We start from the raw sequence: 25,954 nt of genomic DNA, 5'->3' as shown, positions 1-25,954 counted from the left end.
GTCGAGCGGCGCCCCACTCTCGCCCCCCGCTGCCCGCCTCCGAGGACCCCGCCCAGCATGGCGACACGCCAGCGCATCATGCGCATCCGGCGCGACTACAACCGCTGGGTCGCCGACGAGACCATGGAAGACTATGCGCTGCGCTTCACCGCCGAGAGCGCGCGCAAATGGTCCGCCTTCCGCGTCGCCAGCACCGCGCTGGGCTCCATCTCCTTCCTGGCGCTGGAGGCGATCGGCGGCGCGCTGACCGTGGCGCATGGCTTCACCAACAGCGTCGCCGCCATCCTGTTCGTCTCGGTGCTGATCTTCGCCGCCTCGCTGCCGATCTGCCTCGGCGCCGCGCGGGCCGGGGTGGATGTCGACCTGCTGACCCGCGGCGCCGGCTTCGGCTATATCGGCTCCACCATCACCTCGCTGATCTATGCCAGCTTCACCTTCATTTTCTTCGGCATCGAGGCGGTGATCCTGGCGGCGATGCTGGACAGCTTCTTCGGTGTTCCGCTCTGGCTGGGATACATTCTCTGCGCCGTGGTGGTGGTGCCGCTGGTGACGCATGGCATCACCTTCATCAGCCGCGTGCAGACCTGGACCCAGCCGGTCTGGCTGGTGCTCAACATCCTGCCGCTGGTCGGGCTGCTCATCGCCCATCCCGACTGGATCGCCGGCTGGACGGCGTATGAGGGCGAGCGCGGCACCGGCGGCTTCGACCTGCTGGCCTTCGGCGCCGCCGCCTCGGTGCTCTTCGCGCTGATCACCCAGACCGGGGAGCAGGTCGACTATATCCGCTTCCTGCCCGCCCAGGACCGGCAGAAGAAATGGATCTGGTGGGCGGCGCTGCTGGCGGGCGGGCCGGGCTGGATCGTCTTCGACGTGCTGAAGCTGCTGGCCGGCTCCTTCCTGGCCTATGCCGCGCTGCAGGCCGGGCTCAGCCTGGCCCAGGCGGTGCAGCCGGCCGAGATGTACCGCCTGGCCTTCGGCACGCTGATCGCCTCGCCGACGCTCGTGCTGGTGGTGACCGCCATCTTCGTCGCGCTGTCGCAGATCAAGATCAACGTCACCAACGCCTATGCCGGCTCGCTCGCCTGGTCCAACTTCTTCTCCCGCCTGACCCACAGCCATCCCGGGCGCGTGGTCTGGCTGGTCTTCAACATCGCGGTCGCGCTGCTGCTGATGGAGCTCGGCGTCTACAACACCATCGAGCAGGTGCTGTTCGTCTATTCCAACGTCGCCGCCGCCTGGATGGGGGCGCTGGTGGCGGATCTGGCGGTGAACAAGCCGCTCGGCCTCAGCCCCAAGGGCATCGAGTTCAAGCGGGCGCATCTCTACGACATCAATCCGGTCGGCGTCGGCGCCATGTTTCTGTCTGTCATCGCCTCCTTCGTCGCCTATTACGGGTTCCTCGGCGCCCTGGCCCAGGCCATGTCGACCTTCATCGCCTTCGGCGTCGCCTTCGCCGCGGCGCCGGCCATCGCCTGGGGCACGCGCGGCCGCTATTACCTGGCCCGCCGCCCCCGCGCCGCCTGGGCGCAGAAGCCCGCTTTGCAATGCGTCATCTGCGAGCACAGCTTCGAGCCGCGCGACATGGCCTATTGCCCGGTCTACACCGGCGCGATCTGCTCGCTCTGCTGCACGCTCGACGCCCGCTGCGGCGATGGCTGCAAGCCGCATGCCCGCCTCTCCAGCCAGATCGTGACCCCTTTGCGCGCCGTGCTGCCGGCTACAGTGATGCGGGCGCTGGGCACGCCGGTCGGCTCCTTCCTGGTGGTCTTCCTGCTGTTCGTCGCCACCATCAGCATCGTCTTCCTCGGCATCCGGGCGCAGACCCCGGCCGCCCCGGGGCTGGACGCCGCCTTCTGGAAGGCCTTCTTCGTGCTGATGGTGATCGGCGGCATCACCGCCTGGACCCTGGTGCTGGCCCGCCAGTCCCGCCTGGTCGCGCAGGAAGAGACCCGCCGCCAGACCAGCCTGCTGATGAGCGAGATCCGCGCCCACCAGCGCACCGACGCCGCGCTGCAGAAGGCCAAGGAGACCGCCGAGGCCGCCAACATGGCGAAGAGCCGCTATGTCATCGGCATCAGCCATGAGCTGCGCTCGCCGCTGAACGCCATCCTCGGCTATGCGCAATTGCTGGAGCGCGACCCCGCCATCCCCGAGCGCCGCCGCGACGGGCTGCGCACCATCCGCCGCAGCGGCGAGCACCTGGCGGCGCTGATCGAGGGGCTGCTCGACATCTCCAAGATCGAGGCCGGGCGGATCGAGCTCTATCGCGACGAGGTGCGGCTGCCCGACTTCCTCGAGCAGATCGTGCAGATGCTGCGCCTCCAGGCCGAGGCCAAGTCGATCGGCTTCGCCTTCGACCCGCCCGAGCGCCTGCCCGAGCTGGTCCATACCGATGAGCGCCGGCTGCGGCAGATCCTGATCAACCTGCTGTCCAACGCCATCAAGTTCACCCGGCAGGGCCAGGTGACCTTCCGCCTGCGCTTCCGCTCCGAGGTCGCCGAGTTCGAGATCATCGACACCGGCATCGGCATCGCCGAGGACGACCTGCCGCGCATCTTCGAGCCCTTCCAGCGCGGCGGCAATTCCCACGCCCCCTCCACCCCCGGCGTCGGCCTGGGGCTCACCATCACCAAGACCCTGACCGAGGTGATGGGCGGCGAGATTTCCGTCCACAGCCGGCTCGGCGAGGGCAGCCGCTTCAAGGTGCGCCTGCTGCTCTCGGGCAAGGTGGCCAAGGCGCTGGAGGTCGAGCGCCGCATCACCGGCCACAAGCCGCGCGGCCGGGCGCCCTCGGTGCTGGTGGCCGATGACGACGCGACGCATCGCGCCCTGGTCGCCGACCTGCTGCAGCCGCTGGGCTTCTCGGTGCGCCTGGCCGCCGATGGCGCCGGGGCGCTCGCCCTGGCCGGCGAGGAAGCCCCCGACATCTTCCTGCTGGATATCGCCATGCCCGGCATGACCGGCTGGGACCTGGCGCGCCGGCTGCGCCTGGCCGGGCAGGTGGCGCCGATCATCATGGTCTCGGCCAATGCGCTGGAGCTCGGCGCGCCCTCCGAAGGCCAGCACCATGACGACGTGCTGCCCAAGCCGCTGGTGCTGTCCGCCCTGCTCGACAAGATCGGCCAGCTGCTGGGCCTCGCCTGGACCTTCGCCGACCCCGCCCCAGCCCCGCCTGGCGACGCGGCGCGGCTGACCCCGGCCCAGGCCGCCAATCTTCGCCAGCTGGCCGCCATCGGCTATGTCGGCGGCATCCGCGAGCGGCTGGACGCGCTGGAGGCCGAGGCGCCCGAGGCCGCCCCCGCCATCGCCCTGCTGCGCGGCTATATCTCGGAATACCGGCTGGACGCCTTCACGGCCGCCCTGCCGGAGGAGGAAGGCTGATGGAACGCCGCGACATCGTGCTGGTGGTCGATGACGCGCCGGGCACGCTCGGCCTGCTGAACGACACGCTGGAGGGCGCCGGCTACATGGTGCTGGTGGCGCAATCGGCCGCCGCCGCCATGACGGTGATCGAGCGCATCATCCCCGACATCGTGCTGATGGACGCGGTGATGCCCGGCATGGACGGCTTCGAGGCCTGCCGCCGGATGAAGCGCAACGCCCGGCTGATCTCCGTCCCCATCATCTTCATGACCGGCCTGACCGAGAGCGAGGACGTGGTGCGCGGCTTCGATGCCGGCGGCGTCGACTATGTGGTCAAGCCCGTGGTGCCAGACGAGGTGGTGGCCCGCATCGCAGCCCATCTGACCAATGCGCGGCTGACCCGCAGCGCGCATGCCGCGCTCGACGTCGCCGGGCGTTTTCTGCTGGCGGTGGACCGCGACGGCGCCGTGCTCTGGGCCACGCCCCAGGCGGCGACCCTGCTGCGCGACGCCTCCACACCTGCTGGCGACGGCCCGGCTGGCGACGGCCCGGCCGGGCTGGCCCTGCCCGGCTGGATCGCCCTGGCCGAGGCCGAGCATCCCCGCCTGCCGCCGGTCCCGCTGGCCGATGGCCGCCGCGTCGAATTCCACCATGTCGGCCAGATCGCCCCGGACGAGCTGCTGCTGCGCGTCACCGCCTTCGACCCCGGCCGCGAGGAAGGCATGCTGCGCGAGCGCCTCGGCCTGACGGCGCGGGAGGCGGAGGTGCTGCTCTGGCTCGGCCGCGGCAAGTCGAACCGCGACATCGCCGATATCCTGGTGCTGAGCCCGCGCACGGTGAACAAGCACCTGGAGGGCATCTTCGCCAAGCTCGGCGTCGAGAACCGGGCTTCGGCCACGGCGCTGGCGGTGCGCGTCCTGGGCGGCTAGGCACGGCACTTGCTGGGAAACCCGCCGATGCCTCTCGACACCCCCCGCCACCAGCGCGCCCATGGCCGCGCCGAGCTCGGCTTCCGCCACGGCCCGCGCGGCACCACGCTCGGCCATCTCTACCACGCCGCGCCCTATCGCATCCTGTTCCCGGTGCCGGAGCCGGACGACCTGCCCTCGGCGGCGCTGGTCAATGTCGGCGGCGGGCTGGCGGGCGGCGACTCCCTGTCCCTCGAGGTCACGCTGGAGGCAGGTGCCACCGCCCAGGTCACCACCCCGGCCGCCGAAAAAATCTATCGCAGCCTGGGCGACGCCACGCGCATCGACAGCCAGCTGTCGCTGGCCCCCGGCGCCACGCTGGAATGGCTGCCGCAGGAAACCATCCTGTTCGATGGCGCCCGGCTGGAACGGCGGATGCGCGTCGCGATGGCGCCCGATTCCCGGCTGCTGGCCACCGAGATGCTGGTCTTCGGCCGCGCCGCCCGAGGCGAGCTTTTCGCCACCGGCGCCCTGTTCGATTCCTGGCGGCTGCATCGCGGCGGCCGCCTCGACTGGGCGGATGCGCTGGACCTGTCGGGCGCGGTGCCCGCGCGCCTCGCCGCCCGCTTCGGCTTCGGCGCCGCCAATGCCATGGCGCTGCTGCTCTTCGCCGCGCCCGCCCCGGAGGCGCTCGCAGCCCGTGACCTGCTGCGGGAGGCCGGGCTGGACGCGACCCTGGCCCGCCCCGGCCTGCTGCTGGCGCGCTGGCTGGGCGAAGCCTCTGCCCTGCGCCAGTCACTCGCCGAAGCCCTGCCGAAAATCCGGGCATCGGCGCTGGGCCTGCCGCCGCGCCTGCCCCGCCTGTGGACGAGCTGAGCAAAGCCGCGCCACAATGCCCGCCACCGTTGCCACCAGGATGAGCCGATGCACCTGACCCCCCGTGAAAAGGACAAGCTGCTGATCGCCCTGGCGGCCGAGGTCGCCCGCAAGCGCCTGGCGCGCGGCGTGAAGCTGAACCACCCCGAGGCCATCGCGCTGATCACCGATTTCGTCGTCGAAGGCGCCCGCGACGGCCGTAGCGTCGCCGAGCTGATGCGCGACGGCGCCACCGTGCTGACCCGGGCGCAGGTGATGGAGGGCATCCCCGAGATGATCCACGACATCCAGGTCGAGGCCACCTTCCCCGACGGCACCAAGCTGGTCACCGTCCACCACCCGATCCGCTGAGGAGCGCGCCCATGATTCCCGGAGAGATCATCGCCGCCCCCGGCGAGATCGCGCTCAACGTCGGGCGCGAGGCGATCGAGCTGGAGGTCGCCAATACCGGCGACCGCCCGGTTCAGGTCGGCAGCCACTACCATTTCTTCGAGACCAACGAAGGGCTTTCCTTCGACCGCGCCGCCGCGCGCGGCAAGCGGCTGGACATCGCCGCCGGCACCGCGGTGCGCTTCGAGCCCGGGCAGAGCCGCCGCATCCGGCTGATCGACATCGGCGGCGACCGCGTGGCGCATGGCTTCCGCGGCCTGGTCGAAGGGAAGCTCTGAGCCATGGCCACCCGCATCTCCCGCGCCGCCTATGCCGGCATGTATGGCCCCACCGTCGGCGACCGCATCCGGCTCGCCGATACCGAGCTCTTCGCCGAGGTCGAGCGCGACCACACCATCTACGGCGAGGAGGTGAAGTTCGGCGGCGGCAAGGTGATCCGCGACGGCATGGGCCAGTCCCAGGTCAGCCGCGCCGGTGGCGCCATGGACACAGTGATCACCAATGCCGTGGTGATCGACCATGGCGGGATCATCAAGGCCGATATCGGGCTGAAGGACGGCCGGATCGCTGCCATCGGCAAGGCCGGCAACCCGGACACCCAGCCGGGGGTGACCATCATCATCGGCCCGGGCACCGAGATCATCGCCGCTGAAGGAAAAATCCTGACGGCCGGCGGCATCGACCCGCATATCCATTTCATCTGCCCGCAGCAGATCGAGGAGGCGCTGGCCTCCGGCGTCACCACCATGTTCGGCGGCGGCACCGGCCCGGCGCATGGAACCCTCGCCACCACCGCGACGCCCGGGCCCTGGCACATGGCGCGGATGCTGCAGGCGGCCGAGAGCTTTCCGATGAACCTCGGCTTCCTCGGCAAGGGCAATGCTGCCCTGCCCGAGGGGCTGGAAGAACAGATCCGCGCCGGCGCCTGCGGGCTGAAGCTGCATGAGGATTGGGGGACGACGCCCAAGGCGATCGACACCTGCCTGACGGTGGCGGACAAGTTCGATATCCAGATCGCCATCCACACCGACACGCTGAACGAAAGCGGCTTCGTCGAGGAGACCATCCGCGCCATCGGCGGCCGCGCCATCCAGGCCTTCCACACCGAGGGCGCCGGCGGCGGCCATGCGCCCGACATCCTCCGCGTCATCGGCGAGCCCAACTTCCTGCCGAGCTCGACCAACCCGACCATGCCCTACACGGTGAACACCGTGGACGAGCATCTCGACATGCTGATGGTCTGCCACCACCTGGACCCGCGCATCGCCGAGGACGTGGCCTTCGCCGAATCCCGCATCCGCCGCGAGACCATCGCCGCCGAGGACATCCTGCACGATCTCGGCGCCATCTCGATGATGTCGTCGGACAGCCAGGCCATGGGCCGGGTCGGCGAGGTGATCATCCGCACCTGGCAGACCGCCCACAAGATGAAGGTGCAGCGCGGCCGCCTGTCGGGCGAGCAGGGCGACAACGACAACCTGCGCATCCGCCGCTTCATCGCCAAGTACACGATCAACCCGGCGATCGCCCAGGGGATCAGCGCCCATGTCGGCAGCGTCGAGGTCGGCAAGCTGGCCGACCTGGTGCTGTGGTCGCCGGCCTTCTTCGGCGTGAAGCCGGACATGGTGCTGAAATGCGGCAGCATCGCCATGGCGCCGATGGGCGACCCCAATGCCTCGATCCCGACGCCGCAGCCGGTGCATTACCGGCCGATGTTCGCGGGATATGGCCGGGCGATGCAGGCGAGCTCCGTGACGTTTGTCTCGGCGGCCTCGCTGGAGAACGACCTGGCGGGGCAGCTCGGGCTCAATCGCAGGCTGCTGCCGGTGTCCAACACGCGCAGCATCGGCAAGCGGGACATGGTGCTGAACGACACCCTGCCGAAGATCGAGATCGACCCGGAGACCTACGAGGTCCGCGCCGATGGCGAGCTGCTGATCTGCGAGCCGGCCACGGTGCTGCCGATGGCGCAGCGCTACTTCCTGTTCTGACCAAGAGCCTTTCGATGACCGAAGACAACCTCCCCCGCGCCACCCAGGTGCTGCCGGCCGGCGAATGGCAGGCGGCGACCGCGCGCGACCGCATCACCGTCGACTTCGACGACCGCCACCGGCGCCGCAAGCGCTATACCGGCGAAGGCGGCAAGAGCTTCCTGCTCGACCTGCCCGACGCCACCGTGCTGCGGCATGGCGACGGGCTGCTGCTGGAGGGTGGCGGCGTCATCCTGGTGCAGGCCGCGCCGGAGCCACTCATAGAAATCCGCGCGCGCGACATCCACCATCTGCTGCGCCTGGCCTGGCACCTGGGCAACCGCCACCTGCCGGCCGAGATCGATGCCGAGCGCATCCTGATCCGCGCCGACCATGTGATCGAGAAGATGCTGGTCGGGCTCGGCGCGACGCTCGCCAAGGTCGACGCCCCCTTCAACCCGGAAGGCGGCGCCTATGGCGAGCACAACCGCCATGCCGGCCACCATCACGGCGACCACGACCATGACCACGGGCATGATCATGGGCATGGCCACCACCACCACTGAAGGCGACCTGCAGCGCCTGCTGACCTGGCTGTCGCCGGCCTATCCGGTCGGCGCCTATACCTATAGCCACGGGCTGGAGATGGCGGTGGAGGCCGGCGCCGTGCGCAACCGCGCCGACCTGCTGGCCTATATCGAGACCGTGCTGGAGGCCGGCGCCGGCCGTGTCGACGCGGCGCTGCTGGCCGCTGCCTTCCGCGCGGCGGCGGCCGATGACGACGCGACCCTGGACGCGGTGGCGATGCTCGCCGCCGCCTGGCGCGGCACCGCCGAGACCGCGCTGGAAACCATGGCCCAGGGCAGCGCCTTCCTGAAGGTCACCATCGCCGCCTGGCCGGAACCGCGGCTGGCGGCCTTCGCCGCGCGCCATGCGGGGGCCCTGGCGCATCCCGTGGCCTTCGGCGCGGCGGCCGCCTGGCAGGGGCTGCCGCTGCCGATGGCCTTGTTCGGGTTTCTCTCGGCCTTCGCGGCCAACCTGGTCTCGGCCGGGGTGCGGCTGGTGCCACTGGGCCAGACCGACGGGCAGATCGCCACCGCCTCGCTGCTGCCGGCGCTGCAGGCGGCGACCGCCGCGGGCATCGCCGCCGACCTCGACCGCATCGGCACGGCGGCGCCGATGCTCGACCTCTTCTCCCTGCGCCACGAGACGCAATATACGAGGCTCTTCCGATCATGAGCACGCATGATATCGACCGACCGATTCAGACCTCCGCGCCGGAACGGCGCTCCGGTCATCGGACGGATAACGGCCCCTTCCGCGTCGGCATCGGCGGTCCCGTGGGCTCGGGCAAGACCGCGCTGACCGAGCGGCTGTGCAAGCATCTGCGCGACAGCCACAACATCGCGGTCATCACCAACGACATCTACACGCGCGAGGATGCCGAGTTCCTGACCCGCAACGACGCCCTCGCGCCCGAGCGCATCATCGGCGTCGAGACCGGCGGCTGCCCGCATACCGCGATCCGCGAGGACGCCTCGATCAACCTGGCCGCCGTCGCCGAGATGAGCGAGCGCTTCCCCGGCCTCGAGGTGCTGTTCATCGAGAGCGGCGGCGACAACCTGGCCGCGACCTTCAGCCCGGAGCTCGCGGACCTGACCATCTATGTCATCGACGTCTCCGCCGGCGACAAGATCCCGCGCAAGGGCGGGCCGGGCATCACGCGCTCCGACCTGCTGGTGATCAACAAGATCGACCTGGCGCCGCTGGTGGGCGCCGATCTTGGCGTGATGGACCGGGATTCGAAGAAGATGCGCGGGGCACGGCCCTTCATCTTCACCAACCTCAAGGCGCAGCAGGGCGTCGCCGAGATCGCCGATTTCGTGCTGAAGGCCGGCGGCCTCCGCGCGTGATCCTGCCGGGCGACCTGCTGCTGGTGGTCGATGTGCAGCCGGACTTCATGCCCGGCGGCGCGCTGCCGGTCGCCGGGGGCGATGCGGTGCTGCCGGTGATCAACCGGCTGCAGCCCTTGTTCCCGATGGTGGCGGCGACGCAGGACTGGCACCCCGCCGACCATTCTTCCTTCGCGTCACAGCATCCGGGGCGATCGCCCTTCGAGACGGTGACGCTGGGTTATGGCGAGCAGGTGCTGTGGCCGGACCATTGCATCCAGGGCACGCCCGGCGCCGCGCTGCATCCGGCGCTGGAGACGGATCGCATCGAGCTCGTGCTGCGCAAGGGTTTTCGCCGCGCGATCGACAGCTACTCGGCGTTTCGCGAGAATGACCGTCGCACGCCGACCGGGCTGCATGGGTATCTGCAGGAGCGCGGGGTGAAGCGCGTCTTCATCGCCGGGCTGGCGCGCGGCTATTGCACCGACTTCTCCGCCGAGGATGCCGCCGAGCTGGGCTATCAGGTGGTGCTGATCGAGGATGCCTGTCGCGGCATCACGCCCGAGGCGACGGCCGCCGGCACCGCGCGGCTGCGGGCCCACGGCGTGCAGTTCGTGCAGAGCGCCGCTTTCTGACAGAAATAGATGGGGGCCCGGGGGAATACTTTCCCCCGGACTTTCTTTTACCCAGCGATGGTTTTCTGGGTCTGCTCGCCGAGCCCTTCGATGCCCAGGCGGATGTTCTGCCCCGCCTTCAGGAACACCGGCGGCTTCTGTCCGAGGCCCACGCCCGGCGGGGTGCCGGTCGAGATGACGTCGCCCGGGTGCAGGGTGAAGAACTGCGACACGTAGGAGACCAGCTTCTGCACGCCGAAGATCATCGTGCGGGTGGAGCCGTCCTGGTAGCGGTGGCCATCGACCTCGCAGAACATGGCGAGGTTCTGCGGGTCGGCCACCTCGTCCTTGGTGACCAGCCAGGGGCCGAGGGGGCCGAAGGTCTCGTGGCCCTTGCCCTTGTCCCAGGTGCCGCCGCGCTCGGTCTGCCATTCGCGCTCGGAGACGTCGTTGCAGACGGCGTAGCCGGCGACGTAGTTCAGCGAGTCTTCTTCGGACACGTTCTTGGCGCGGGTGCCGATGATGATCGCCAGTTCTACCTCCCAGTCGGTCTTGACGCTGCCGGGGGGGACCTCGACGTCGTCATTCGGGCCGGACAGGGCGCCGAGCGACTTCAGGAAGATGATCGGCTCCTTCGGGATCGGGGCGCCGGTCTCGGCGGCGTGGTCGGCATAGTTCAGGCCGATGCAGACGAAGTTCTTCATCCCCGTCACCGGCGAGCCCAGGCGCGGGTTTCCTTCCACTTTCGGCAGGCTGGCGGCGTCGAGGGCCGCGAGCTTGGCGAGGCCTGCTTCCGACAGCGCCTCGCCGGAGAGGTCGGCGATGACGCCCGACAGGTCGCGGATGGTGCCGTCGGCGGCCAGCAGGCCCGGCTTTTCCTGGCCCGGCGGGCCGTAGCGCAGCAGCTTCATGTTGATGCGTTTCCCTTGGAACTGAAGACTAGTTGGTCCAGCCGCCGTCGATGACGATGGCCTGTGCCGTGACGAAAGCCGATTCCGGCGCCGAGAGATAGAGCACCAGGGCAGCGATCTCCTCGGCCGTGGAGAGGCGCCCCATGGCCTGGCGGGCGACGAAGGCGGCGCGCGCCGCCTCGACGCTGCCGGCGGCCGCCGCATTGGCCTCGATCCGCTCGCCCAGCGAGGGCGTGTCCACCGTGCCCGGGCAGACGCAGTTGCAGCGGATGCCGCGGGCGACGTAGTCGGCGGCGATGCTCTTGGTCATGCCGACCACGGCGGCCTTGGTGGTGCCGTAGACGAAGCGGTTGGCCACCCCCTTCACCGAGCCGGCGGCGGAGGCCATGTTGATGATGGCCCCGCCGCCATTGCCCAGCATGCCGGGCAGCGCTGCCTGGATCACTTTCCATTGCGAGCGGACGTTGAGGGCGAAGGCGAAGTCCCAGTCGTCGTTGGTGCAGTTCTCGGCGGTGTTCTGGTGGACGAAGCCGGCGCAGTTGAACAGCACGTCGAAGGGGCCGTGGCCGGTGACGGCGGCGGCCACGGCGACATCGTCCAGCACGTCCAGCGCCAGGGTGGTGATGCCCTGCGCGGCCAGGCTTTGCAGCTTTCCCGCGTCACGGTCGGTGGCGACGACGGTCGCCCCTTCCGCGGCATAGGCGAGCGCGGTGGCCCGCCCGATCCCCTGCCCCGCCGCGGTGACGAAGCACTTCTTTCCAGCGAGCCGACCGGCCATGCGCGACTTCCTGCCCTGACTTAGTGGTTGTGGCGGCTCTCGCCGCGGGTCTCGAGAATGTTGAGGTAGAGCGTCGCCGGCTCCAGGCAGCCGCCGGTGCCGAGCTGCCCGACCATGGAGCGGTAGATCTCCTCCCAGGGCGTCTTGTTCAGCAGCTTGGGCGGGGTCCAGGCGGCGCGGCGGGCGGCGAGCTCTTCCGCCGGGATCAGCAGGTCGACCTTCCGGGTCTTCAGGTTGATGCGGATCGGGTCGCCGGATTTCAGCAGGGCCAGGCCGCCGCCGACCGCCGCCTCGGGCGAGACGTTGAGGATGGAGGGCGAGGCGGAGGTGCCGCTCTGCCGCCCGTCGCCCATGGTCGGCAGGGCGTCGAGGCCTTCGCGGATCAGCTTGCCGGGGGGCTGCATGTTCACCACCTCGGCGCTGCCGGGGTAGCCGACGGGGCCGCAGTTGCGGATCACCAGCACGCTGCGCTCGTCGACGCCGAGATCGGGGTCCTCGATGCGCTCGTGGTAGTCCTCGGGCCCCTCGAAGACGATGACCTTGCCTTCGAAGATGTCCTCGGGGTTCGACAGGAACCGCTTGCGAAAGGCCTCGTCGATGACGCTCACCTTCATCACCGCGCTGTCGAAGATATTGCCCGACAGGACGACGAAGCCGGCATGGGTCTTCATCGGCGCGGCATAGGCGCGGATCACCTCGCGGTCGGGCTCGGGGGCCAGCGCCAGGTCCTCGGCGAGCGTCTTGCCGGAGGCGGTCTTCACCCCGCCATGCAGCTTGCCGGCGTCGAGCAGCTCCTTCATCACCGCCGGCACGCCGCCGCCGCGGAAGAACATTTCTCCCAGAAAGCGCCCGGCGGGCTGGCAGTCGACGAGGAGCGGAACATCGGCGCCGATGCCCTGCCAGTCCTCGGTCGTGAGCTCGACGCCCATGTGGCGGGCGATGGCCACCAGATGCGGCGGGCAGTTCGAGCTGGCGCCGATGGCGCTGGCCAGCACGATGGTGTTCTCGAAAGCCTCGCGGGTCATGATGTCGGAGGGGCGAAGGTTCTCCTTCACCATCTCGACGATGCGCATGCCGGTCGCATGCGCCATCTGGCCACGCTCGCGATAGGCGGCGGGGATGGCGGCGCAGCCGGGCAGCGACATGCCCAGCGCCTCGGCCAGGGAGTTCATGGAGAGGGCGGTCCCCATGGTGTTGCAATGGCCGATCGAGGTGGCGGAGCTCGCCACCATGTTCATGAAGGCCTCGTAGTCCAGCTCACCGGCGGCGAGCCGCTTGCGCGCCTCCCAGACGATGGTGCCCGACCCGGACAGCTTGCCCTTCCAATGCCCGTCGAGCATCGGCCCGCCGGACAGGACCAGGGCCGGAATATTGACGGTGGCGGCGCCCATCAGGCAGGCGGGCGTGGTCTTGTCGCAGCCGGTGGTCAGCACCACGCCATCCAGCGGATAGCCGTGCAGCACCTCGACCAGCGACAGATAGGCCAGGTTGCGGTCCAGCGCCGCGGTGGGGCGCTTGCCGGTCTCCTGGATCGGGTGGATCGGGAATTCCAGCGGGATGCCGCCGGCATCGCGGATGCCCGCCTTGGTGCGCTCGGCCAGCGCCAGGTGGTGGCGGTTGCAGGGGGCGATGTCGCTGCCGGTCTGGGCGATGCCGATGATCGGCTTGCCCGACTGCAGCTCGCCGCGGGTCATGCCGAAATTCAGGAAGCGCTCGATATAGAGCGCCGTCATGCCCGGATCTTCCGGGTCGTCGAACCAGCGCTGGCTGCGCAGCCGGAATTGCTTTTTCGTCTGGTCCATTGTCCGCATTCTCCCCACGTCCTGGGGGAAGCGTCGGCCGGGCCAGACAGGCTGTCAACGGGCGGAAAACAGCCGCGAAAGGCGCGGCCGGCGGCGGGGCTGATGCCACCGCCGCCGGCGTCGCGACAGGCCGGTTTTGCCGGCGCTACTTCTTCTTGGCGAAGGGGACCTTGACCGCCTTGGCCACCGGGCTGCGCTGCAGCTCGGCGATCACCGGCCGCTGGCGGCCGGAAGCCTTGGCGATCTCGTCGTCCTGCGCCTCGATCAGGGTGCGGGCCGGCTCGTCGCCGTCCAGCCCGCCCAGGATCTCGCTCGGCACCTTGCGGTTGGAGCGGCGCGATCCGTCCTCGTAGAGGACGTCGAACATCGTGAAGACGCCCGTGTTACGCGGAGCCATTGGGTCTCTCCTGCGTCCCGCGCGAAGCGGGGCGCCTGCTCAGCCCTTGTTCCCCGCGGGATCCTCCGCCTCGTCCTCGTCGTCGGGCGGCAGCGTCACCGGCTCGCCCATGTCGGGATCGAGGCCAGCGGCGATGGCGGCCTTGCGGCGGGCGCGTTCTTCCTCGCGCTGCGCCGCCTTCGCATCAGCCTTGGCGGCCTTGGTGCGGGCGCGCTCGGCGCGCTGCTGACCGTAATTGGGTGTGCGTCCCATACGGGTGCGTGCCTCCGAGAAGGGGGGCCGCCGGGGAAAAGCGGCCGATGGTTTCAGAGGGCCTCGGGGAAGCGAGGCCTTCGAGGGGATCACCGGAGACGAGTCGGGCGCGCCGTCGCCGGCGCGCCCGTCTCACGGTTCGGCCGAGGCCGAGGCCAGCCCACCCGTTGCCGGGCGGGCGGCCGATCAGGGTCAGGCCTGCTTCAGGTTCGAGGCGGAGAGCTTGCCCTCACGGCCGCGCTGCAGCTCGTACTCCATCCGCTCGCCTTCCTGCAGACCCTGCAGGCCAGCGCGCTGGACATCGGAAATGTGCACGAAGACGTCCTTCGAGCCATCTTCCGGCTGGATGAAGCCATAGCCCTTGGTTGCGTTAAACCACTTCACGGTACCGATCGGCATCGTGGTGCTCCGTTAAATATGCGTTGCCGTCACGCAACATGCGCGCCGGATCAACCTCGAAAAGGAACGGGCACCAGGCACGCTACGTCCCCGCGCGGGCGCGGGATTTGGCGAGCTGGGACAGCAAGCCGAACCAAAACAGTCGACGTTGCCTATTTAGTCAGCCCCGCGACAATCCACAAGCACGGCCGTCACACGCCGAGGCCCCGCCGGCGCAGGGCTGCCCGGCGCCCGGCCCCGCCTCAGCTGGCGATGGCTTCCTCGAGGAACACCTGGACCGCCTGGAACAGCGCGCCCCGGTTGCGCTCCAGCAGGATGCCATGGGTGCCTTCCGCCAGCAAAACCAACCGCTTGCCCGGGCTGCGGGTGAGCAGCGGGAACAGCGCGGCGGCGAGCGCCGGCGGCGTGTCGCGGTCCCATTCGGCCAGCACCAGCAGGGTCGGCGCGGTGATGGCGGCAGGGTCGTAGAAGGGCTTTCCGGCCTGCCAATAGGCCCGCGAATCGGCCAGCACGCCGTTCGGGGCGCGCAGAGCAGAGGGAACCTGACGCATGCCTTCCGGATCGGTGGCGAAAGTGGCGTCGGCCCAATGCTCGTACCAGCCGGGCGGGAAGAGGCTGCCGCGCCGGGCCTCCGGCACGCCGTTGAACCAGCGGGCGCGGGCATCGGCCCGGGTCACGCTGCGATAGGCGCCAAGCGTCTCGCCCGCCCCGGCCGCCGCCGGGCTGGGCCCGTCCCGCAGCCATTGCGGGGCATAGAGCACCAGCCGCTCGACGAGGGAAGAATTGTCGGCGGCGAAGCGGGCCTGCAGGCTGGTGCCCCAGGACCAGCCGAGATGGACGATCTTGGCCACGCCGCGCTTCTGCCGGATGAAGGCGGCGGCCGCGGCGATGTCCTTCTGGGCGATCTCGCCCGAGGTCAGCGGCGCATTGGCTTCCGGCGGCTGGGCCATGGCGGCCTCGCGGGTCGAGCGGCCGTAGTTGCGCAGGTCCAGGCACCAGACGTCGAAGCCGCGCCCGGCCATGTAGTCCATCCAGGAGACGCCGCCGACCGGCAGGTCGAAGCTGGTGCTGGCCGGGTAGGTGGCGCCGTGCAGGCAGAGCACGACGCGGTCGCCGCGGCCGGCGGGCGTCGATTCGCCGCGCTTGTTGCGCAGGTAGAGCTGGATGCCCGGGTCGCCGCCGGGGACGAGGAATTCCTCGAAGGCGACGCCGGCCGGCTGGGCCTCGGCGGTGGCGGCCAGCAGCGGCGTGGCGAGAAGCGGCGCTGCGAGCATGGTGCGTCGGCGCATGGCGGATCCCCGTGAGAGCTTTGGGGAGACCCTAATGAAAGTGGGGGTCCGGGGGAACTCAGTTCCCCCGGCGCTTGCTTCCTGGGGTCAGGAGTTGCCCGGCGTCACATCCATGGCCCGCGTCCGCTCATCCATGCGCGGGTTGTGGTGGAGCGAGCGCTTGACCGCCCAGGTATTGACCAGCTGGTGCAGCGGGATGATGGCGACGTCGTCCATCGACATCTTCACCGCCTGGCGCAGCAGCTCCTCGCGCTTGGCGTCGTCGAGGGTGGCGGTGGCCTCCGCGGTCAGCGCGTCCAGCGCCGCGCTGGAATAGCGCCCGGCATTGTTGGCGCCGGTGCGCTTGGCGGTGTCATAGGTGCCCAGGATATTGACCAGGGCGTAGGAGGCCTCGCCGGTGGCGCTGCCCCAGCCGACCAGGCGCATGCCGAATTCCTGGCGCGAGGAGCGGACCGAGAAGGCGGACCAGGGCAGCGCCTCGACCTGGGTCTGCACGCCGATGCGGGTGAACATCTGCGCCACCGCCTGGGCGGTGCGGGCGTCGTTCGGGTAGCGGTCGTTCGGCGTGTGCAGGGTCATGCGGAAGCCGTTGGGGAAGCCGGCCTCGGCCAGCAGCTTGCGGGCGGCGTCCAGGTCCTGCTTCGGCGGCGGCACGGCGTCGTTGTAGGAATAGGCGCCCGGCGGCAGCCACTGGCCGGCCGGCTGGGCGGTGCCCAGCATGACGCGCTCGGCCAGGGCGTCGCGCGCGATCGACAGGGTCAGGGCGCGGCGGACGCGCAGGTCGTTGAAGGGGTTGGTCGCCAGCGGCTTGCCGTCATTGTCGGTGACGAAGATCGGGTTGTCGCTGCGCGAGCGGTCGGGCGCCAGGTAGATGACGCGCAGGCCCTGGATGCTGGTCAGCTTCAGGTTGGCCTCGGCACGCAGCCCCTGGATGTCGGAAGAGGGGACGACGTCGATGATGTCGACATCGCCGGCCAGGATCGCCGCGGTGCGGGCGGGCGGCGAGGAGATGACGCGGTAGTCGACCTCGGCCCAGCTCGGCCGGCCGCCCCAGTAGTTCTCGTTGCGCCGCATCACGGTGCGGTTGCCCGGCGCGTAGGAGACGAAGCGATAGGGGCCGGTGCCGATCACCGCGCGGCCGCTGTTGTAGTCCTCGGTCGCCGCCCCCTCGCCGGCATGGCGGGAGATGATGGCCAGCGAGGCGAAGTCGGCCGGCAGCATCGGATAGGGGCCGGGGGTGTGGAAGCGGATGGTCAGCGGGTCGACGATCTCGACCTTCTGCACGGCGCGGACGAAGGCGCCGAAGCCGCCCGGGCTGTTCGGCACGTTGGGCGTGCGCTGGATGGTGAAGGCGACGTCGTCGGCGGTGAAGTCGCGGCCGTCATGCCACTTCACCCCGGCGCGCAGCTTGAACTCCCAGACCGTCTCCGACACGGCGCGCCAGGATTCGGCCAGGCCCGGCACCAGCGCCGCCTTGGCGTCGAACTCGACCAGCTTGTCGAAGAAGTGGGAGGTGACGCTGTTGTTCGGCGAGGCGTTGTAGAAATGCGGGTCCATCGAGGTGACGGAGCCGGCGATGGCGATGGTCAGCTTCTGCGCCGCGGCCTGGCCCGGCAGGGCGGCGGCGAGGCCGAGCAGCGCGGCGGCGCCGAGCATCAGGCGTCGCTTGATCGAGAAGGTCCTGGAAGTCACAGCTTGAAGCCCCCGTTGGCAGATTTTGTTGGGGGTCAGGCAGCAAGAAGCGTGCCTGCCCGGGGGCAAGCCTGACACGAAAGCGCGATGGGCCGCCTGCTTTCCGTTGCATTACCGGGTGGACATTTTCACTGCCCAAAATTTTCGCAGGTCGCCCGCCGCCGTGGCGGACTCAGGCGGCGGGGTGCCGCCGCGCCGGGCGCTCGGTCGCCCAATAGGACAGCGCCAGCACCGGCAGGGCCATGCCGACCAGGCTGGACCAGACCCAGCCGCCGGTGGCGAAGCTCCAGCCGCCCAGCGCCGAGCCCAGCGCGCCGCCCAGGAAGAAGGTCGCCATGTAGAGGCCGTTCAGCCGGCTGCGCATCTCGGCGCCGAGGGTGAAGAGCACCCGCTGCCCCAGCACCACATTCGCCGAGACGCCGAAATCCAGCAGGATGGCGGCGGCGACCAGCAGGCCGAGGGCGAGCGTCGAGCCGGCGGGCGCGATCCAGGTCATCGGGAAGGAGATGGCCACGGCCAGCATCGCCAGGCCGCTGGCCGGCCGCACCCAGCCGCGATCGGCGACGCGGCCGGCGATCGGCGCCGCCACCGCCCCGGCGACGCCGGCCAGGGCGAAGAGCGCGATGCCGGTCTGGGTCAGGTGGAATTCCTGGGCCAGATGCAGCGGCACGGTGGTCCAGAACAGGCTGAAGGCGCCGAACTGGCCGGACTGGTACAGCGCGCGCCGGCGCAGCTGCGGCACCCCCGCCGCCAGCCGCCCCATCGAGCCCAGCAGCTGGCCATAGCGCAGCCCCGGCGGCGGCCGGCGCACCGGCAGCGCGACCCGCAGCACCAGCCCGAGCAGCACCATGGCGGCGGCCGAGATCCAGAAGATGGCGTGCCAGCTGCCGAGCGCCGCGGTCGCGAAGCTGGAGACGGGACGCGCCAGCATGATGCCGAGCATCAGCCCGCTCATGACATTGCCCACCATCCGGCCGCGCATCTTTTCCGGTGCCAGATGGGCGGCGAGCGGCACCAGGATCTGCACGGCGACCGAGCCCAGGCCAATGACCAGCGCGGAGGCCAGGAACAGCGCCGCCCCCTGCGCCAATGCGGCGCCGACCAGCCCGAGCAGCGCGAGCGCCATCACCACCAGCACCAGCCGGCGATTTTCAAAAAGGTCGCCCAAGGGCACGACCAGCAGCAGCCCGGCGCCATAGCCGATCTGCGTCATGGTCACGATCAGCCCCGCCGCCCCGGGCGACAGGCCCAGCGCCGCGCTGATCGGCCCGATCAGCGGCTGGGCGTAATAGATATTGGCGACGATGATGCCGCAGGCGGCGGCCAGCAGCAGGGTCAGCCAGGTCGGGATCGCGGCCTCGACAGGGGTGGCGGTCATCGGCGCGCTCCGCGGCTGGTCGCATCAGGGGAGGCGCATATTGCACCGCCCTCCCCGCCTGTCCCCGGCGGCGGCGCGCATGGCAGCCTCCCGCCCCGCCGCGCCGGCCCCGCCGGATCCCCACGAGCCTTGCGCGCCGTTTCGCGCTACAGGCTGCGGGCCATGTCACAACACGCCGCGGGGACCAACCCCAAGACCGGCTGGGGGAGGGAGCTCGGCGCCATGCTGGCGCTGGCCTGGCCCCTGGCGCTCACCAACCTGTCGCAGATCGCGCTGGTGCTGACCGACACCTTCTTCCTCGGCCAGCTGGGGGAGCTGCCGCTGGCCGCCGCGACGCTCGGCGGCAACCTGTATTTCATCGCCCTCGCCTTGCCGATGGGGCTGGCCTTCTCGGCCGCCGCCATGCTGGCGCAGGAGCGCGGCCGGGTGCGCCACCACATGCGCGAGATGCGCCGCACCTTCCGCCAGGCCGCCTGGCTTATCCTGCCGTTGTTCGCCGTGCTCGGCACGCTGCTGTGGAACACCGGCGCGCTGCTGCGCCTCGCCGGCCAGGACCCGGCGCTGGCCGAGGCGGCGCAGCACTACAACCGCGCGCTGCTCTGGGGCCTGCCCTTCGTCTATGGCTTCCTGCTGCTGCGCGGCTTTCTCTCCGCCCTGCAGCGGCCGGGGCCGGCGCTGTGGGTGGCGCTGGGCGCCATCCTGCTGAACGGGCTGCTGGTCTGGCTGATGGTCGGCGGCGGCTTCGGCCTGCCCTCGCTCGGCGCCTTCGGCGCGGGGCTGTCCAGCGCCATCGCCAACCTGGCGATGTTCCTGTCCCTCGCGCTGTGGATCCGGCTGGACCGGCGGCTGTCGCGGTTCCGCCTGGCGGGGCGCTTCTGGCGCACCGACTGGCGGCGGATGCGGGAGATCGTGCTGATCGGCCTGCCGATCGCCGGCTCGATGCTGCTGGAAATCGGCATCTTCTCGGCCACCGCCCTGGTGATGGGCTGGATCAGCCCGCGCGCCGTCGCCGCCCATGCCGTCGCCCTGCAGATCGCCAGCGCCTGCTTCATGGTGCCGATGGGCATCGGCCAGGCCGCCACCGCCCGCGTGGGCCTGGCCGCCGGCGCCAGCGACGCCCGCGGCGCCTGGCGCGCCGGCTGGACCGCCATCGGCCTGGCCGCGGGCTTCATGGCGGTGACCGCGCTGCTGCTGCTGACGCTGTCCGAGCAGATCGCCGGCCTGTTCCTGGCGCCGGAGCTGGCGGAAACGCGCGCGCTGGCCGCCAGCCTGCTGGTCATCGCCGGCATCTTCCAGCTGGCCGACGGCGTCCAGGCGGTGGCCGCCGGCGCGCTGCGCGGGCTGAAGGACACGCGGCTGCCCCTGCTGTTCGCGGCCCTCGGCTATTGGGGGCTGGCGCTGCCGGTCGGGCTCGGCCTCGGCTTCCCGGCCGGCTACGGGCCGCAGGGCGTCTGGGTCGGGCTGGCCTGCGGCCTGGCGATCGTGGCGGTGATGATGACGCTGCGCTGGCAGAACCTGGCCGCCCGCGGCGGCCTGGCGCCGCGCCGGCTGCGCCCGGCCGGACGCCGCCCCAGCCAGGCCTGACGGCGCCCCAGACTGCTCAGGCCCTCCCCCTCAGGCCGGGCCCTGCAGCACCGCGCCGAACCAGCCCAGGCCGCGATAGGTCTCGTAGCCGGGGGTGCGGTGGAAGGCGACCACCCCGCCGCGCCCGTCGCCATAGGCCCCGGCCTCCCGCCCGCCGGTGGCCAAAGCGACGCTGTCGCGCAGCAGCCCGGCGCCGTCGCTGGCGGCCAGCACGCGGTGGCGCGCATCCAGCAGCAACACCCGGGTGCGGCCGCGCTCCTCGGCGGTCAGCCGCACGCCCTCGACCACCGCCCGCGCCTGCGGCGCCCAGTCGAAATGAATGCCCAGCACGCCGAGCACCCGGCCGCGGCTTGCCGCGCCCTCGCGGATGGCGGCGGCATAGGTCGCGACCGGCGCCTGGCCCAGCGCCGGCTGCGCCGCCACATCGGCCACCGCATAGTCGTCGCCGCTGGCCGATTCGAGGGCGGCGCGGAACCAGCTCTCCTGCGACACGTCGAGGCCGCGCGCCTGCGGGAAGCGCTCAGGCCGGCCGCTCGCCACCACCCGCCCGGCGGCGTCGCAGATCCAGAGGTCGAGATAGACGGTATAGGCCGACAGGATGACGCCGAGCCGCGCCGTCGCCTGCGCCAGCCGCGCTGTTCCCGGCTGCTCCAGCGCGTCGACCATCGCCGAATCGGTCGCCCACCAGCGGACGTCGCAGCTCCGCTCGTAGAGGTTGCGGTCCATGATCTCGATGGCGTTGCGCGCCAGGTCGACCAGCCGCTCGCTGCGCACCTCCTCGGCCATGCGCCGGCCCAGGCCGCGCAGCGCGCCGAAGGCGGCGCTCAGCTCGCCCTCCATCTCGGCCGCCAGCCGCGCCACCTCGGCGGAGACCGCCTTCACCTCGCCTGCCACCACGGCGAAGCCGCGCCCGGCCTCGCCGGCGCGCGCCGCCTCGATGGTGGCGTTCAGCGCCAGGATGCGGGTCTGCGCGGTGATCGCCTGGATCGCCCGCCCCTTGGCGGCGGCGATGCCGGCGGCCTGGTCGACCAGCGCCAGCACGTTCTCCGGCGTCGGCGCGGCCTCCGCCGCCCCGGCCCGCGGCACGGCCAGCCTGCCCGAAGCCCCCGACTGCATGGACCCTGCCCTCCTGCGAAGCCGCCACCCATCCCTGGCGTCAGCGCGTCCATTATCGGCGCGGATGTGACCGCCGTGTGAACCAATCTGGCCCACCTCTGGCCCACCCCCTTGGCCGCGCCGACAACGCCGCCTACAGCTTGCAGGCAGCCTCCGAGGATCCGCCGCATGTCCCAGCCCCCCCTCCCCCGCATCGCCTTCATCGGCACTGGCGGCACCATGGCCTCGCTCGGCCGGCATGCGCTGGACATCCAGGACTATTCGACGCTGGGCAAGGTGATGGACACCGGGACCATCATGGCCCGCGTCCCCGAGCTGGCCATGGTCGCCGAGGTCATCGCCCGCCCCTATGGCGCCCTCATCTCCAGCCGCATCGGCTTCAAGGACTGGCGCGCCCTCGCCGAGGCCTGCCACGCCGCGGTGGAGGAAATCCCCGACCTCGCCGGCATCGTCATCGGCCATGGCACCTCGACCATGGAGGAGACCGCCTTCGCGCTCTCCCTCGGCCTGAAGATCGACGTGCCCGTGGTCATGGTCGGCGCCCAGCGCCCGGCCAGCGGCCTGTCCTCCGACATGCCGATGAACCTGCTGAACGCCGTGCGCGTCGCGGCCAGCCCGGATGCCCGCGGCATGGGCGTGCTGCTGATGCTGAACGACGAGATCCACGCCGCGCGCGAGGTCACCAAGACCGCCACCTGGCGGATGCAAACCTTCCGCACCCCCGATTTCGGCGTGCTCGGCCAGGCCGATGCCGACAAGGTCGCCTTCTACCGCCGCCCGCTGCGCCGGACCGCGCCGGACACCGAATTCGATCTGCGCACCATCGAGGCGCTGCCCCGCGTCGACATCAGCTACGCCCATGCCGATGCCGATGGCACCGCGGTGCGTGCCTTCGTCGCCGCCGGGGCCCTGGGCATCGTCAGCGCCGGCTTCGCCCCCGGCAACCCGACGCCCTGGGAAGCCGACGCCCTGGCCGACGCGGTGGAGCAAGGCGTCACCGTGGTGCAGTCGACCCGCGTCGGCAGCGGCCGCGTGGTGCAAGGCGCCAAGATGAAGGAACAAGGCATCCTGTCGGGCGACAACCTGAACCCGCAAAAAGCCCGCATCCTGCTGGCCTTCGCCCTGACGGTGACCAAAGATCCGGCGGAAATTGCGCGGATCTTCGAGACGTATTGAAGCGCAGACAGGCAAAGGCTGGGGGAATGAATTCCCCCAGACCCCCATCTTTTTTCTGATCACCGGCCGTGGGGTGACCTGCGCCTGGACGGCACCGTCGCCCGGGCATCACGGCGGGACGCCGTTTTCATAAAAAAACAGCGCGACCTCGAAGGTCGCGCTGCCGTTCAGTGCCGTGTCCCGCGTTGCCAAGGCCGCGCGGCAGCACTGACAGAAAAAAGAACGGGCGCGGCGCACTGCGCCGCGGGGGAATTCATTCCCCTGGCCTACCCAGCTCTTCTCTTCAGCACGCCGCCGGCACGGCTTCGAGGCTTTGCATCAGCCCGTCCACCGCGAAGTCGCCGAAGTCCATCTTCATCTCGTCGGCGACGCCGTTGGCGAAGTAGCGCAGGCCCACCTCGTATTCCGGCGCGCTGGCGCCGGCCGCGGCGGCCGATTCCTTGCCGAAGAAGGCGATGCGCATCCGTGCGCTGGCCTGCTCGCCCAGCAGCGGGAAGCGCGGCTGCGCCTGGGGCGGGGTCCAGGGGGACAGCAGCGTGGTGCTGTCCTGGGCGCCGTCTTCGCTGGTGCCGTCGAACAGCGGCGCGTTCAGCATGCGCTGCTGTCCGGCGCGGGCCAGGGCCAGGCTGCGGATGGTGTGCATCATCGGCAGCAGCGTGCCGCGCGGCAGCGCCATCTGCTGGGTCGAGGGCTGCTCGTAGCGGACGGTGCCGCCCTCGGCGCCCGGCTCGGCGCCGGCGAGCTCCGCCTCGCCGCTGATCCGCTGGGTCACCGCGCCCTGCGCCGTCTGGGTCAGCGAGAAGCGCAGCCGGCGGCCGTCCTTGCTCTCCCAGGTGGAATAGTCGGAGCTGGTCTCGACCTGGTCGCCGGAGCGGTTGACCACGGTCAGCTGCAGCCGCTGGCGGGTGGCCCAGCCGTCGCAGGCGTCGAGCACCTCGAACAGCATGGCGCCCCCGGCCTGCACCACGTCGCTGCCCTGGCGCACCCGGTCCAGCCGCAGGCGATAGGCGGCGCGGTGCGGCGCCATGGCCTCGGTGCCGGCGATCGGGGGATGCGTGGGGGCTGCGGCCTGCGGGGCCGCGGGCGCGGCCGGCTGCTGGGCCGAGGCCGGCCCGGCCGCCGCCAGGCCCAGCGCCAGCAGCGCCACGGCGGGAAGGGCGTGGAATCCGGCCAGGGTGTCGCGCAGCCGCATGTCGTACTCCTTCTCGAGCGCCCGGGGGATGGTCGCCCCCCGGGCAGGGGGCCTTCCCTAGTTAGGAAGCCTTGGGCCCGGCCGCACCCTTGGCGGGGGGAAGATCGAGCTTGATGGAGAGTTCTTTAAGCCGGGCATGGTCCACCGCGGCGGGGGCGCCCATCATCAGGTCCTGGCCCTGCTGGTTCAGCGGGAACAGGATGACCTCGCGAATGTTCGGCTCGTCGGCCAGCAGCATGACCATGCGGTCGATGCCCGGGGCCGAGCCGCCATGCGGCGGCGCGCCGTAGCGGAAGGCGGCCAGCATGCCGCCGAAGCGGTCCTCGACCGTCTGCTCGGTGTAGCCGGCGATCTCGAAGGCGCGGATCATGATGTCCGGGCGGTGGTTGCGGATGGCGCCCGAGGACAGCTCGATGCCGTTGCAGACGATGTCGTACTGGAACGCCTTGATGTCCAAGGGGTCCATCGAGTTCAGCGCCTCCAGCCCGCCCTGCGGCATGCTGAAGGGGTTGTGGCTGAAATCGACCTGCTTGGTCTCTTCGTTCAGCTCGTACATCGGGAAGTCGACGATCCAGCAGAAGCGGAATTCGTCCTGCGCGATCAGGCCCAGCTCCTCGCCGAGGCGGGTGCGGGTCTTGCCGGCGAACTTCGGCGCCTCGTCCTTCTTGCCGGCGGCGAAGAAGACGGCGTCGCCCGGGTTCAGCCCGCAGGCGACGCGGATCGCCTCGACGCGCTCGGCCTCCAGGTTCTTGGCGATCGGGCCCTTGGGGCCTTCGGCGGCGAACTGGATGTAGCCCAGGCCACCGGCGCCCTCGGCGCGGGCCCATTCATTGAGCTTGTCGAAGAAGCCGCGCGGCTTGTCGGCGGCGCCCGGCGCCGGGATGGCGCGGACGATGCCGCCGCCGGCGACCACCTTCGAGAACAGGCCGAAGCCCGAGTCCCGGAAGCTCTCGGTGACATCGGTGATCTTCAGCGGGTTGCGCAGGTCCGGCTTGTCGGAGCCGTAATCCAGCATCGCCGTGTCGTAGGGGATGCGCGGGAACGGCGCCGGGGTCACCTTCCTGCCATTGCCGAACTCGACGAAGATGCCCTCCATCACCGGCTCGATGGCGGCGAAGACGTCTTCCTGGGTGACGAAGCTCATCTCGAAGTCGAGCTGGTAGAACTCGCCCGGGGACCGGTCGGCGCGGCTGGCCTCGTCGCGGAAGCAGGGGGCGATCTGGAAGTAGCGGTCGAAGCCCGCCACCATCGCCAGCTGCTTGAACTGCTGCGGCGCCTGCGGCAGGGCGTAGAAGGTGCCCGGGTGGTTGCGCGACGGCACCAGGAAGTCGCGCGCGCCCTCCGGCGAGGACGCCGTCAGGATCGGCGTCTGATACTCGACGAAGTTCTGCTCGATCATGCGGCGGCGGATCGAGGCGATGACGCCGGCGCGCAGCAGCATGTTGCGGTGCTGCTTCTCCCGCCGCAGGTCGAGGAAGCGGTAGCGCAGGCGCAGCTCCTCGGGGAATTCCTGCTCGCCGGCCACCTGGATCGGCAGCACCTCGGCATGGCTCTGCACGGTGAGCTCGGCCACCCGCAGCTCGATGGCGCCGGTCGGCAGGCGGTCGTTCACCGTCCCCCCCTCGCGGGCCACGACCTCGCCGGTCACCGTGATCACGCTCTCGGGGCGGATCGCCTCGGCCTGCGCGAAGACGGCGGAGCCGGCCGGCAGCACGCACTGCGTCAGGCCATAATGGTCGCGCAGGTCGATGAACAGCAGGCCGCCATGGTCGCGCTTGCGGTGCACCCAGCCGGAGAGGCGGGCAGTCTGGCCCGCGTCGCTGGCGCGCAGCGCGCCGCAGGTATGGGTGCGGTAGGCGTGCATCGATCGAAAACCCCGAGGCTCGGACGGAAAGGGGGGCAGAAGGGGCGGCGGGCGGCCCCCTGTCAAGGGATTGCATGCCCGACGGCCTGCCCCGGCGGCAGGAAACCCCCC

24 protein-coding genes are annotated in these 25,954 nt (G+C 70.7%); 12 read left to right on the top strand and 12 right to left on the bottom strand.

The genetic code is table 11. The features are described 5' to 3' along the window. Nucleotides 1-57 precede the first annotated feature (57 nt). The 10 genes from GVN67_RS13055 to pncA are packed head-to-tail and all read left to right on the top strand — an operon-like array spanning nt 58 to nt 10,034. Complete coding sequence (locus GVN67_RS13055; RefSeq protein ID WP_159996560.1) at nt 58-3,381, top strand: ATP-binding protein; 3,324 nt, start codon at nt 58-60, stop codon at nt 3,379-3,381. Further along, the gene (locus tag GVN67_RS13050) at nt 3,381-4,292 is read left to right on the top strand and encodes a DNA-binding response regulator (RefSeq protein ID WP_159996558.1); all 912 of its coding nucleotides are present in this window, start codon (nt 3,381-3,383) and stop codon (nt 4,290-4,292) included. Before GVN67_RS13055 ends, GVN67_RS13050 begins: the two co-directional genes overlap by 1 nt. A gap of 27 nt (nt 4,293-4,319) precedes the next feature. Further along, entirely contained in the window at nt 4,320-5,147 is an 828-nt protein-coding gene (locus GVN67_RS13045; RefSeq protein WP_159996556.1) for an urease accessory protein UreD, read from the top strand. Between the two features lie 48 nt (nt 5,148-5,195). Further along, on the top strand, nt 5,196-5,498 hold the full coding sequence (locus tag GVN67_RS13040) for an urease subunit gamma (protein WP_159996554.1): 303 nt from the start codon (nt 5,196-5,198) through the stop codon (nt 5,496-5,498). An 11-nt stretch (nt 5,499-5,509) separates the two neighbouring features. Continuing rightward, on the top strand, nt 5,510-5,815 hold the full coding sequence (locus GVN67_RS13035; RefSeq protein ID WP_159996552.1) for an urease subunit beta: 306 nt from the start codon (nt 5,510-5,512) through the stop codon (nt 5,813-5,815). A 3-nt stretch (nt 5,816-5,818) separates the two neighbouring features. Further along, nucleotides 5,819-7,528 carry an urease subunit alpha gene (gene ureC, locus GVN67_RS13030; RefSeq protein ID WP_159996550.1) on the top strand — a complete coding sequence of 570 codons (1,710 nt, stop codon included), beginning with the start codon at nt 5,819-5,821 and terminating at the stop codon, nt 7,526-7,528. Between the two features lie 14 nt (nt 7,529-7,542). Then, a complete protein-coding gene (locus tag GVN67_RS13025) occupies nt 7,543-8,073 on the top strand; it encodes an urease accessory protein UreE (RefSeq protein WP_159996548.1) in 531 nt (176 codons plus the stop codon). Next, complete coding sequence (locus GVN67_RS13020) at nt 8,042-8,746, top strand: urease accessory protein UreF (RefSeq protein ID WP_159996582.1); 705 nt, start codon at nt 8,042-8,044, stop codon at nt 8,744-8,746. The genes GVN67_RS13025 and GVN67_RS13020 overlap by 32 nt, the downstream gene beginning before the upstream one ends. Further along, nucleotides 8,743-9,420, top strand: coding sequence for an urease accessory protein UreG (ureG, locus tag GVN67_RS13015; RefSeq protein WP_235035275.1), 678 nt, complete (start codon nt 8,743-8,745; stop codon nt 9,418-9,420). Before GVN67_RS13020 ends, ureG begins: the two co-directional genes overlap by 4 nt. Next, entirely contained in the window at nt 9,417-10,034 is a 618-nt protein-coding gene (pncA, locus tag GVN67_RS13010) for a bifunctional nicotinamidase/pyrazinamidase (RefSeq protein ID WP_159996546.1), read from the top strand. Before ureG ends, pncA begins: the two co-directional genes overlap by 4 nt. Nucleotides 10,035-10,081: 47 nt before the next feature. Here pncA and GVN67_RS13005 read toward each other — a convergent pair whose 3' ends face one another. The 9 genes from GVN67_RS13005 to GVN67_RS12965 form a co-directional block, all read right to left on the bottom strand. Next, nucleotides 10,082-10,924, bottom strand: coding sequence for a fumarylacetoacetate hydrolase family protein (locus GVN67_RS13005; RefSeq protein WP_159996544.1), 843 nt, complete (start codon nt 10,922-10,924; stop codon nt 10,082-10,084). A 28-nt stretch (nt 10,925-10,952) separates the two neighbouring features. Further along, entirely contained in the window at nt 10,953-11,702 is a 750-nt protein-coding gene (locus tag GVN67_RS13000; protein WP_159996542.1) for an SDR family oxidoreductase, read from the bottom strand. Between the two features lie 20 nt (nt 11,703-11,722). Beyond that, nucleotides 11,723-13,504, bottom strand: a complete 1,782-nt coding sequence (locus GVN67_RS12995; protein ID WP_159996540.1) for an IlvD/Edd family dehydratase — start codon at nt 13,502-13,504, stop codon at nt 11,723-11,725. Nucleotides 13,505-13,649: 145 nt separating this feature from the next. Next, nucleotides 13,650-13,901 (bottom strand): hypothetical protein, encoded by a 252-nt coding sequence (locus GVN67_RS12990; protein ID WP_159996538.1) that lies wholly within the window; start codon nt 13,899-13,901, stop codon nt 13,650-13,652. Between the two features lie 39 nt (nt 13,902-13,940). Next, the gene (locus GVN67_RS12985; RefSeq protein ID WP_159996536.1) at nt 13,941-14,153 is read right to left on the bottom strand and encodes a hypothetical protein; all 213 of its coding nucleotides are present in this window, start codon (nt 14,151-14,153) and stop codon (nt 13,941-13,943) included. A 192-nt stretch (nt 14,154-14,345) separates the two neighbouring features. Then, complete coding sequence (locus GVN67_RS12980) at nt 14,346-14,552, bottom strand: cold-shock protein (protein ID WP_076957567.1); 207 nt, start codon at nt 14,550-14,552, stop codon at nt 14,346-14,348. A 242-nt stretch (nt 14,553-14,794) separates the two neighbouring features. Continuing rightward, nucleotides 14,795-15,841: an alpha/beta hydrolase gene (locus GVN67_RS12975; protein WP_159996534.1), complete on the bottom strand. Its 1,047-nt coding sequence runs from the start codon at nt 15,839-15,841 to the stop codon at nt 14,795-14,797. Between the two features lie 87 nt (nt 15,842-15,928). Then, nucleotides 15,929-17,497: an ABC transporter substrate-binding protein gene (locus GVN67_RS12970; RefSeq protein WP_200845248.1), complete on the bottom strand. Its 1,569-nt coding sequence runs from the start codon at nt 17,495-17,497 to the stop codon at nt 15,929-15,931. Between the two features lie 208 nt (nt 17,498-17,705). After that, nucleotides 17,706-18,911 carry an MFS transporter gene (locus GVN67_RS12965; RefSeq protein ID WP_159996530.1) on the bottom strand — a complete coding sequence of 402 codons (1,206 nt, stop codon included), beginning with the start codon at nt 18,909-18,911 and terminating at the stop codon, nt 17,706-17,708. Nucleotides 18,912-19,073: 162 nt separating this feature from the next. Here GVN67_RS12965 and GVN67_RS12960 point away from each other — a divergent pair, with 162 nt between their 5' ends. Next, complete coding sequence (locus GVN67_RS12960) at nt 19,074-20,495, top strand: MATE family efflux transporter (RefSeq protein ID WP_235035274.1); 1,422 nt, start codon at nt 19,074-19,076, stop codon at nt 20,493-20,495. Nucleotides 20,496-20,525: 30 nt separating this feature from the next. Here the strand turns inward: GVN67_RS12960 and GVN67_RS30440 are convergent, their stop codons facing one another. Next, complete coding sequence (locus GVN67_RS30440; RefSeq protein WP_304621460.1) at nt 20,526-21,611, bottom strand: methyl-accepting chemotaxis protein; 1,086 nt, start codon at nt 21,609-21,611, stop codon at nt 20,526-20,528. Nucleotides 21,612-21,779: 168 nt separating this feature from the next. Here GVN67_RS30440 and GVN67_RS12950 point away from each other — a divergent pair, with 168 nt between their 5' ends. Continuing rightward, a complete protein-coding gene (locus tag GVN67_RS12950) occupies nt 21,780-22,787 on the top strand; it encodes an asparaginase (protein WP_159996526.1) in 1,008 nt (335 codons plus the stop codon). A 283-nt stretch (nt 22,788-23,070) separates the two neighbouring features. On the opposite strand, the gene GVN67_RS12945 is transcribed toward GVN67_RS12950, so the two are convergent. Continuing rightward, a complete protein-coding gene (locus GVN67_RS12945; protein ID WP_159996524.1) occupies nt 23,071-23,979 on the bottom strand; it encodes an EipB family protein in 909 nt (302 codons plus the stop codon). 61 nt (nt 23,980-24,040) lie between these two features. Continuing rightward, nucleotides 24,041-25,843, bottom strand: a complete 1,803-nt coding sequence (gene aspS, locus GVN67_RS12940) for an aspartate--tRNA ligase (RefSeq protein ID WP_159996522.1) — start codon at nt 25,841-25,843, stop codon at nt 24,041-24,043. Nucleotides 25,844-25,954 lie beyond the last annotated feature (111 nt).

Source organism: Roseomonas sp. 18066, from assembly GCF_902706185.1.
Lineage (GTDB): Bacteria > Pseudomonadota > Alphaproteobacteria > Acetobacterales > Acetobacteraceae > Pseudoroseomonas.
Note: the sequence above shows the minus strand (reverse complement) of the source record. Positions and strands in the feature narration are given on the sequence as shown.

What these genes read in the sequence shown, in the direction of transcription:
- GVN67_RS13055 (WP_159996560.1), top strand. Translation starts at nt 58, where the DNA reads ATGGCGACACGCCAGCGCATCATGCGCATCCGGCGCGACTACAACCGC.
- GVN67_RS13050 (WP_159996558.1), top strand. Translation starts at nt 3,381, where the DNA reads ATGGAACGCCGCGACATCGTGCTGGTGGTCGATGACGCGCCGGGCACG.
- GVN67_RS13045 (WP_159996556.1), top strand. Translation starts at nt 4,320, where the DNA reads ATGCCTCTCGACACCCCCCGCCACCAGCGCGCCCATGGCCGCGCCGAG.
- GVN67_RS13040 (WP_159996554.1), top strand. Translation starts at nt 5,196, where the DNA reads ATGCACCTGACCCCCCGTGAAAAGGACAAGCTGCTGATCGCCCTGGCG.
- GVN67_RS13035 (WP_159996552.1), top strand. Translation starts at nt 5,510, where the DNA reads ATGATTCCCGGAGAGATCATCGCCGCCCCCGGCGAGATCGCGCTCAAC.
- ureC (WP_159996550.1), top strand. Translation starts at nt 5,819, where the DNA reads ATGGCCACCCGCATCTCCCGCGCCGCCTATGCCGGCATGTATGGCCCC.
- GVN67_RS13025 (WP_159996548.1), top strand. Translation starts at nt 7,543, where the DNA reads ATGACCGAAGACAACCTCCCCCGCGCCACCCAGGTGCTGCCGGCCGGC.
- GVN67_RS13020 (WP_159996582.1), top strand. Translation starts at nt 8,042, where the DNA reads ATGATCATGGGCATGGCCACCACCACCACTGAAGGCGACCTGCAGCGC.
- ureG (WP_235035275.1), top strand. Translation starts at nt 8,743, where the DNA reads ATGAGCACGCATGATATCGACCGACCGATTCAGACCTCCGCGCCGGAA.
- GVN67_RS13005 (WP_159996544.1), bottom strand. Translation starts at nt 10,924, where the DNA reads ATGAAGCTGCTGCGCTACGGCCCGCCGGGCCAGGAAAAGCCGGGCCTG.
- GVN67_RS13000 (WP_159996542.1), bottom strand. Translation starts at nt 11,702, where the DNA reads ATGGCCGGTCGGCTCGCTGGAAAGAAGTGCTTCGTCACCGCGGCGGGG.
- GVN67_RS12995 (WP_159996540.1), bottom strand. Translation starts at nt 13,504, where the DNA reads ATGGACCAGACGAAAAAGCAATTCCGGCTGCGCAGCCAGCGCTGGTTC.
- GVN67_RS12990 (WP_159996538.1), bottom strand. Translation starts at nt 13,901, where the DNA reads ATGGCTCCGCGTAACACGGGCGTCTTCACGATGTTCGACGTCCTCTAC.
- GVN67_RS12985 (WP_159996536.1), bottom strand. Translation starts at nt 14,153, where the DNA reads ATGGGACGCACACCCAATTACGGTCAGCAGCGCGCCGAGCGCGCCCGC.
- GVN67_RS12980 (WP_076957567.1), bottom strand. Translation starts at nt 14,552, where the DNA reads ATGCCGATCGGTACCGTGAAGTGGTTTAACGCAACCAAGGGCTATGGC.
- GVN67_RS12975 (WP_159996534.1), bottom strand. Translation starts at nt 15,841, where the DNA reads ATGCGCCGACGCACCATGCTCGCAGCGCCGCTTCTCGCCACGCCGCTG.
- GVN67_RS12970 (WP_200845248.1), bottom strand. Translation starts at nt 17,497, where the DNA reads ATGCTCGGCGCCGCCGCGCTGCTCGGCCTCGCCGCCGCCCTGCCGGGC.
- GVN67_RS12965 (WP_159996530.1), bottom strand. Translation starts at nt 18,911, where the DNA reads ATGACCGCCACCCCTGTCGAGGCCGCGATCCCGACCTGGCTGACCCTG.
- GVN67_RS12960 (WP_235035274.1), top strand. Translation starts at nt 19,074, where the DNA reads ATGTCACAACACGCCGCGGGGACCAACCCCAAGACCGGCTGGGGGAGG.
- GVN67_RS30440 (WP_304621460.1), bottom strand. Translation starts at nt 21,611, where the DNA reads ATGCAGTCGGGGGCTTCGGGCAGGCTGGCCGTGCCGCGGGCCGGGGCG.
- GVN67_RS12950 (WP_159996526.1), top strand. Translation starts at nt 21,780, where the DNA reads ATGTCCCAGCCCCCCCTCCCCCGCATCGCCTTCATCGGCACTGGCGGC.
- GVN67_RS12945 (WP_159996524.1), bottom strand. Translation starts at nt 23,979, where the DNA reads ATGCGGCTGCGCGACACCCTGGCCGGATTCCACGCCCTTCCCGCCGTG.
- aspS (WP_159996522.1), bottom strand. Translation starts at nt 25,843, where the DNA reads ATGCACGCCTACCGCACCCATACCTGCGGCGCGCTGCGCGCCAGCGAC.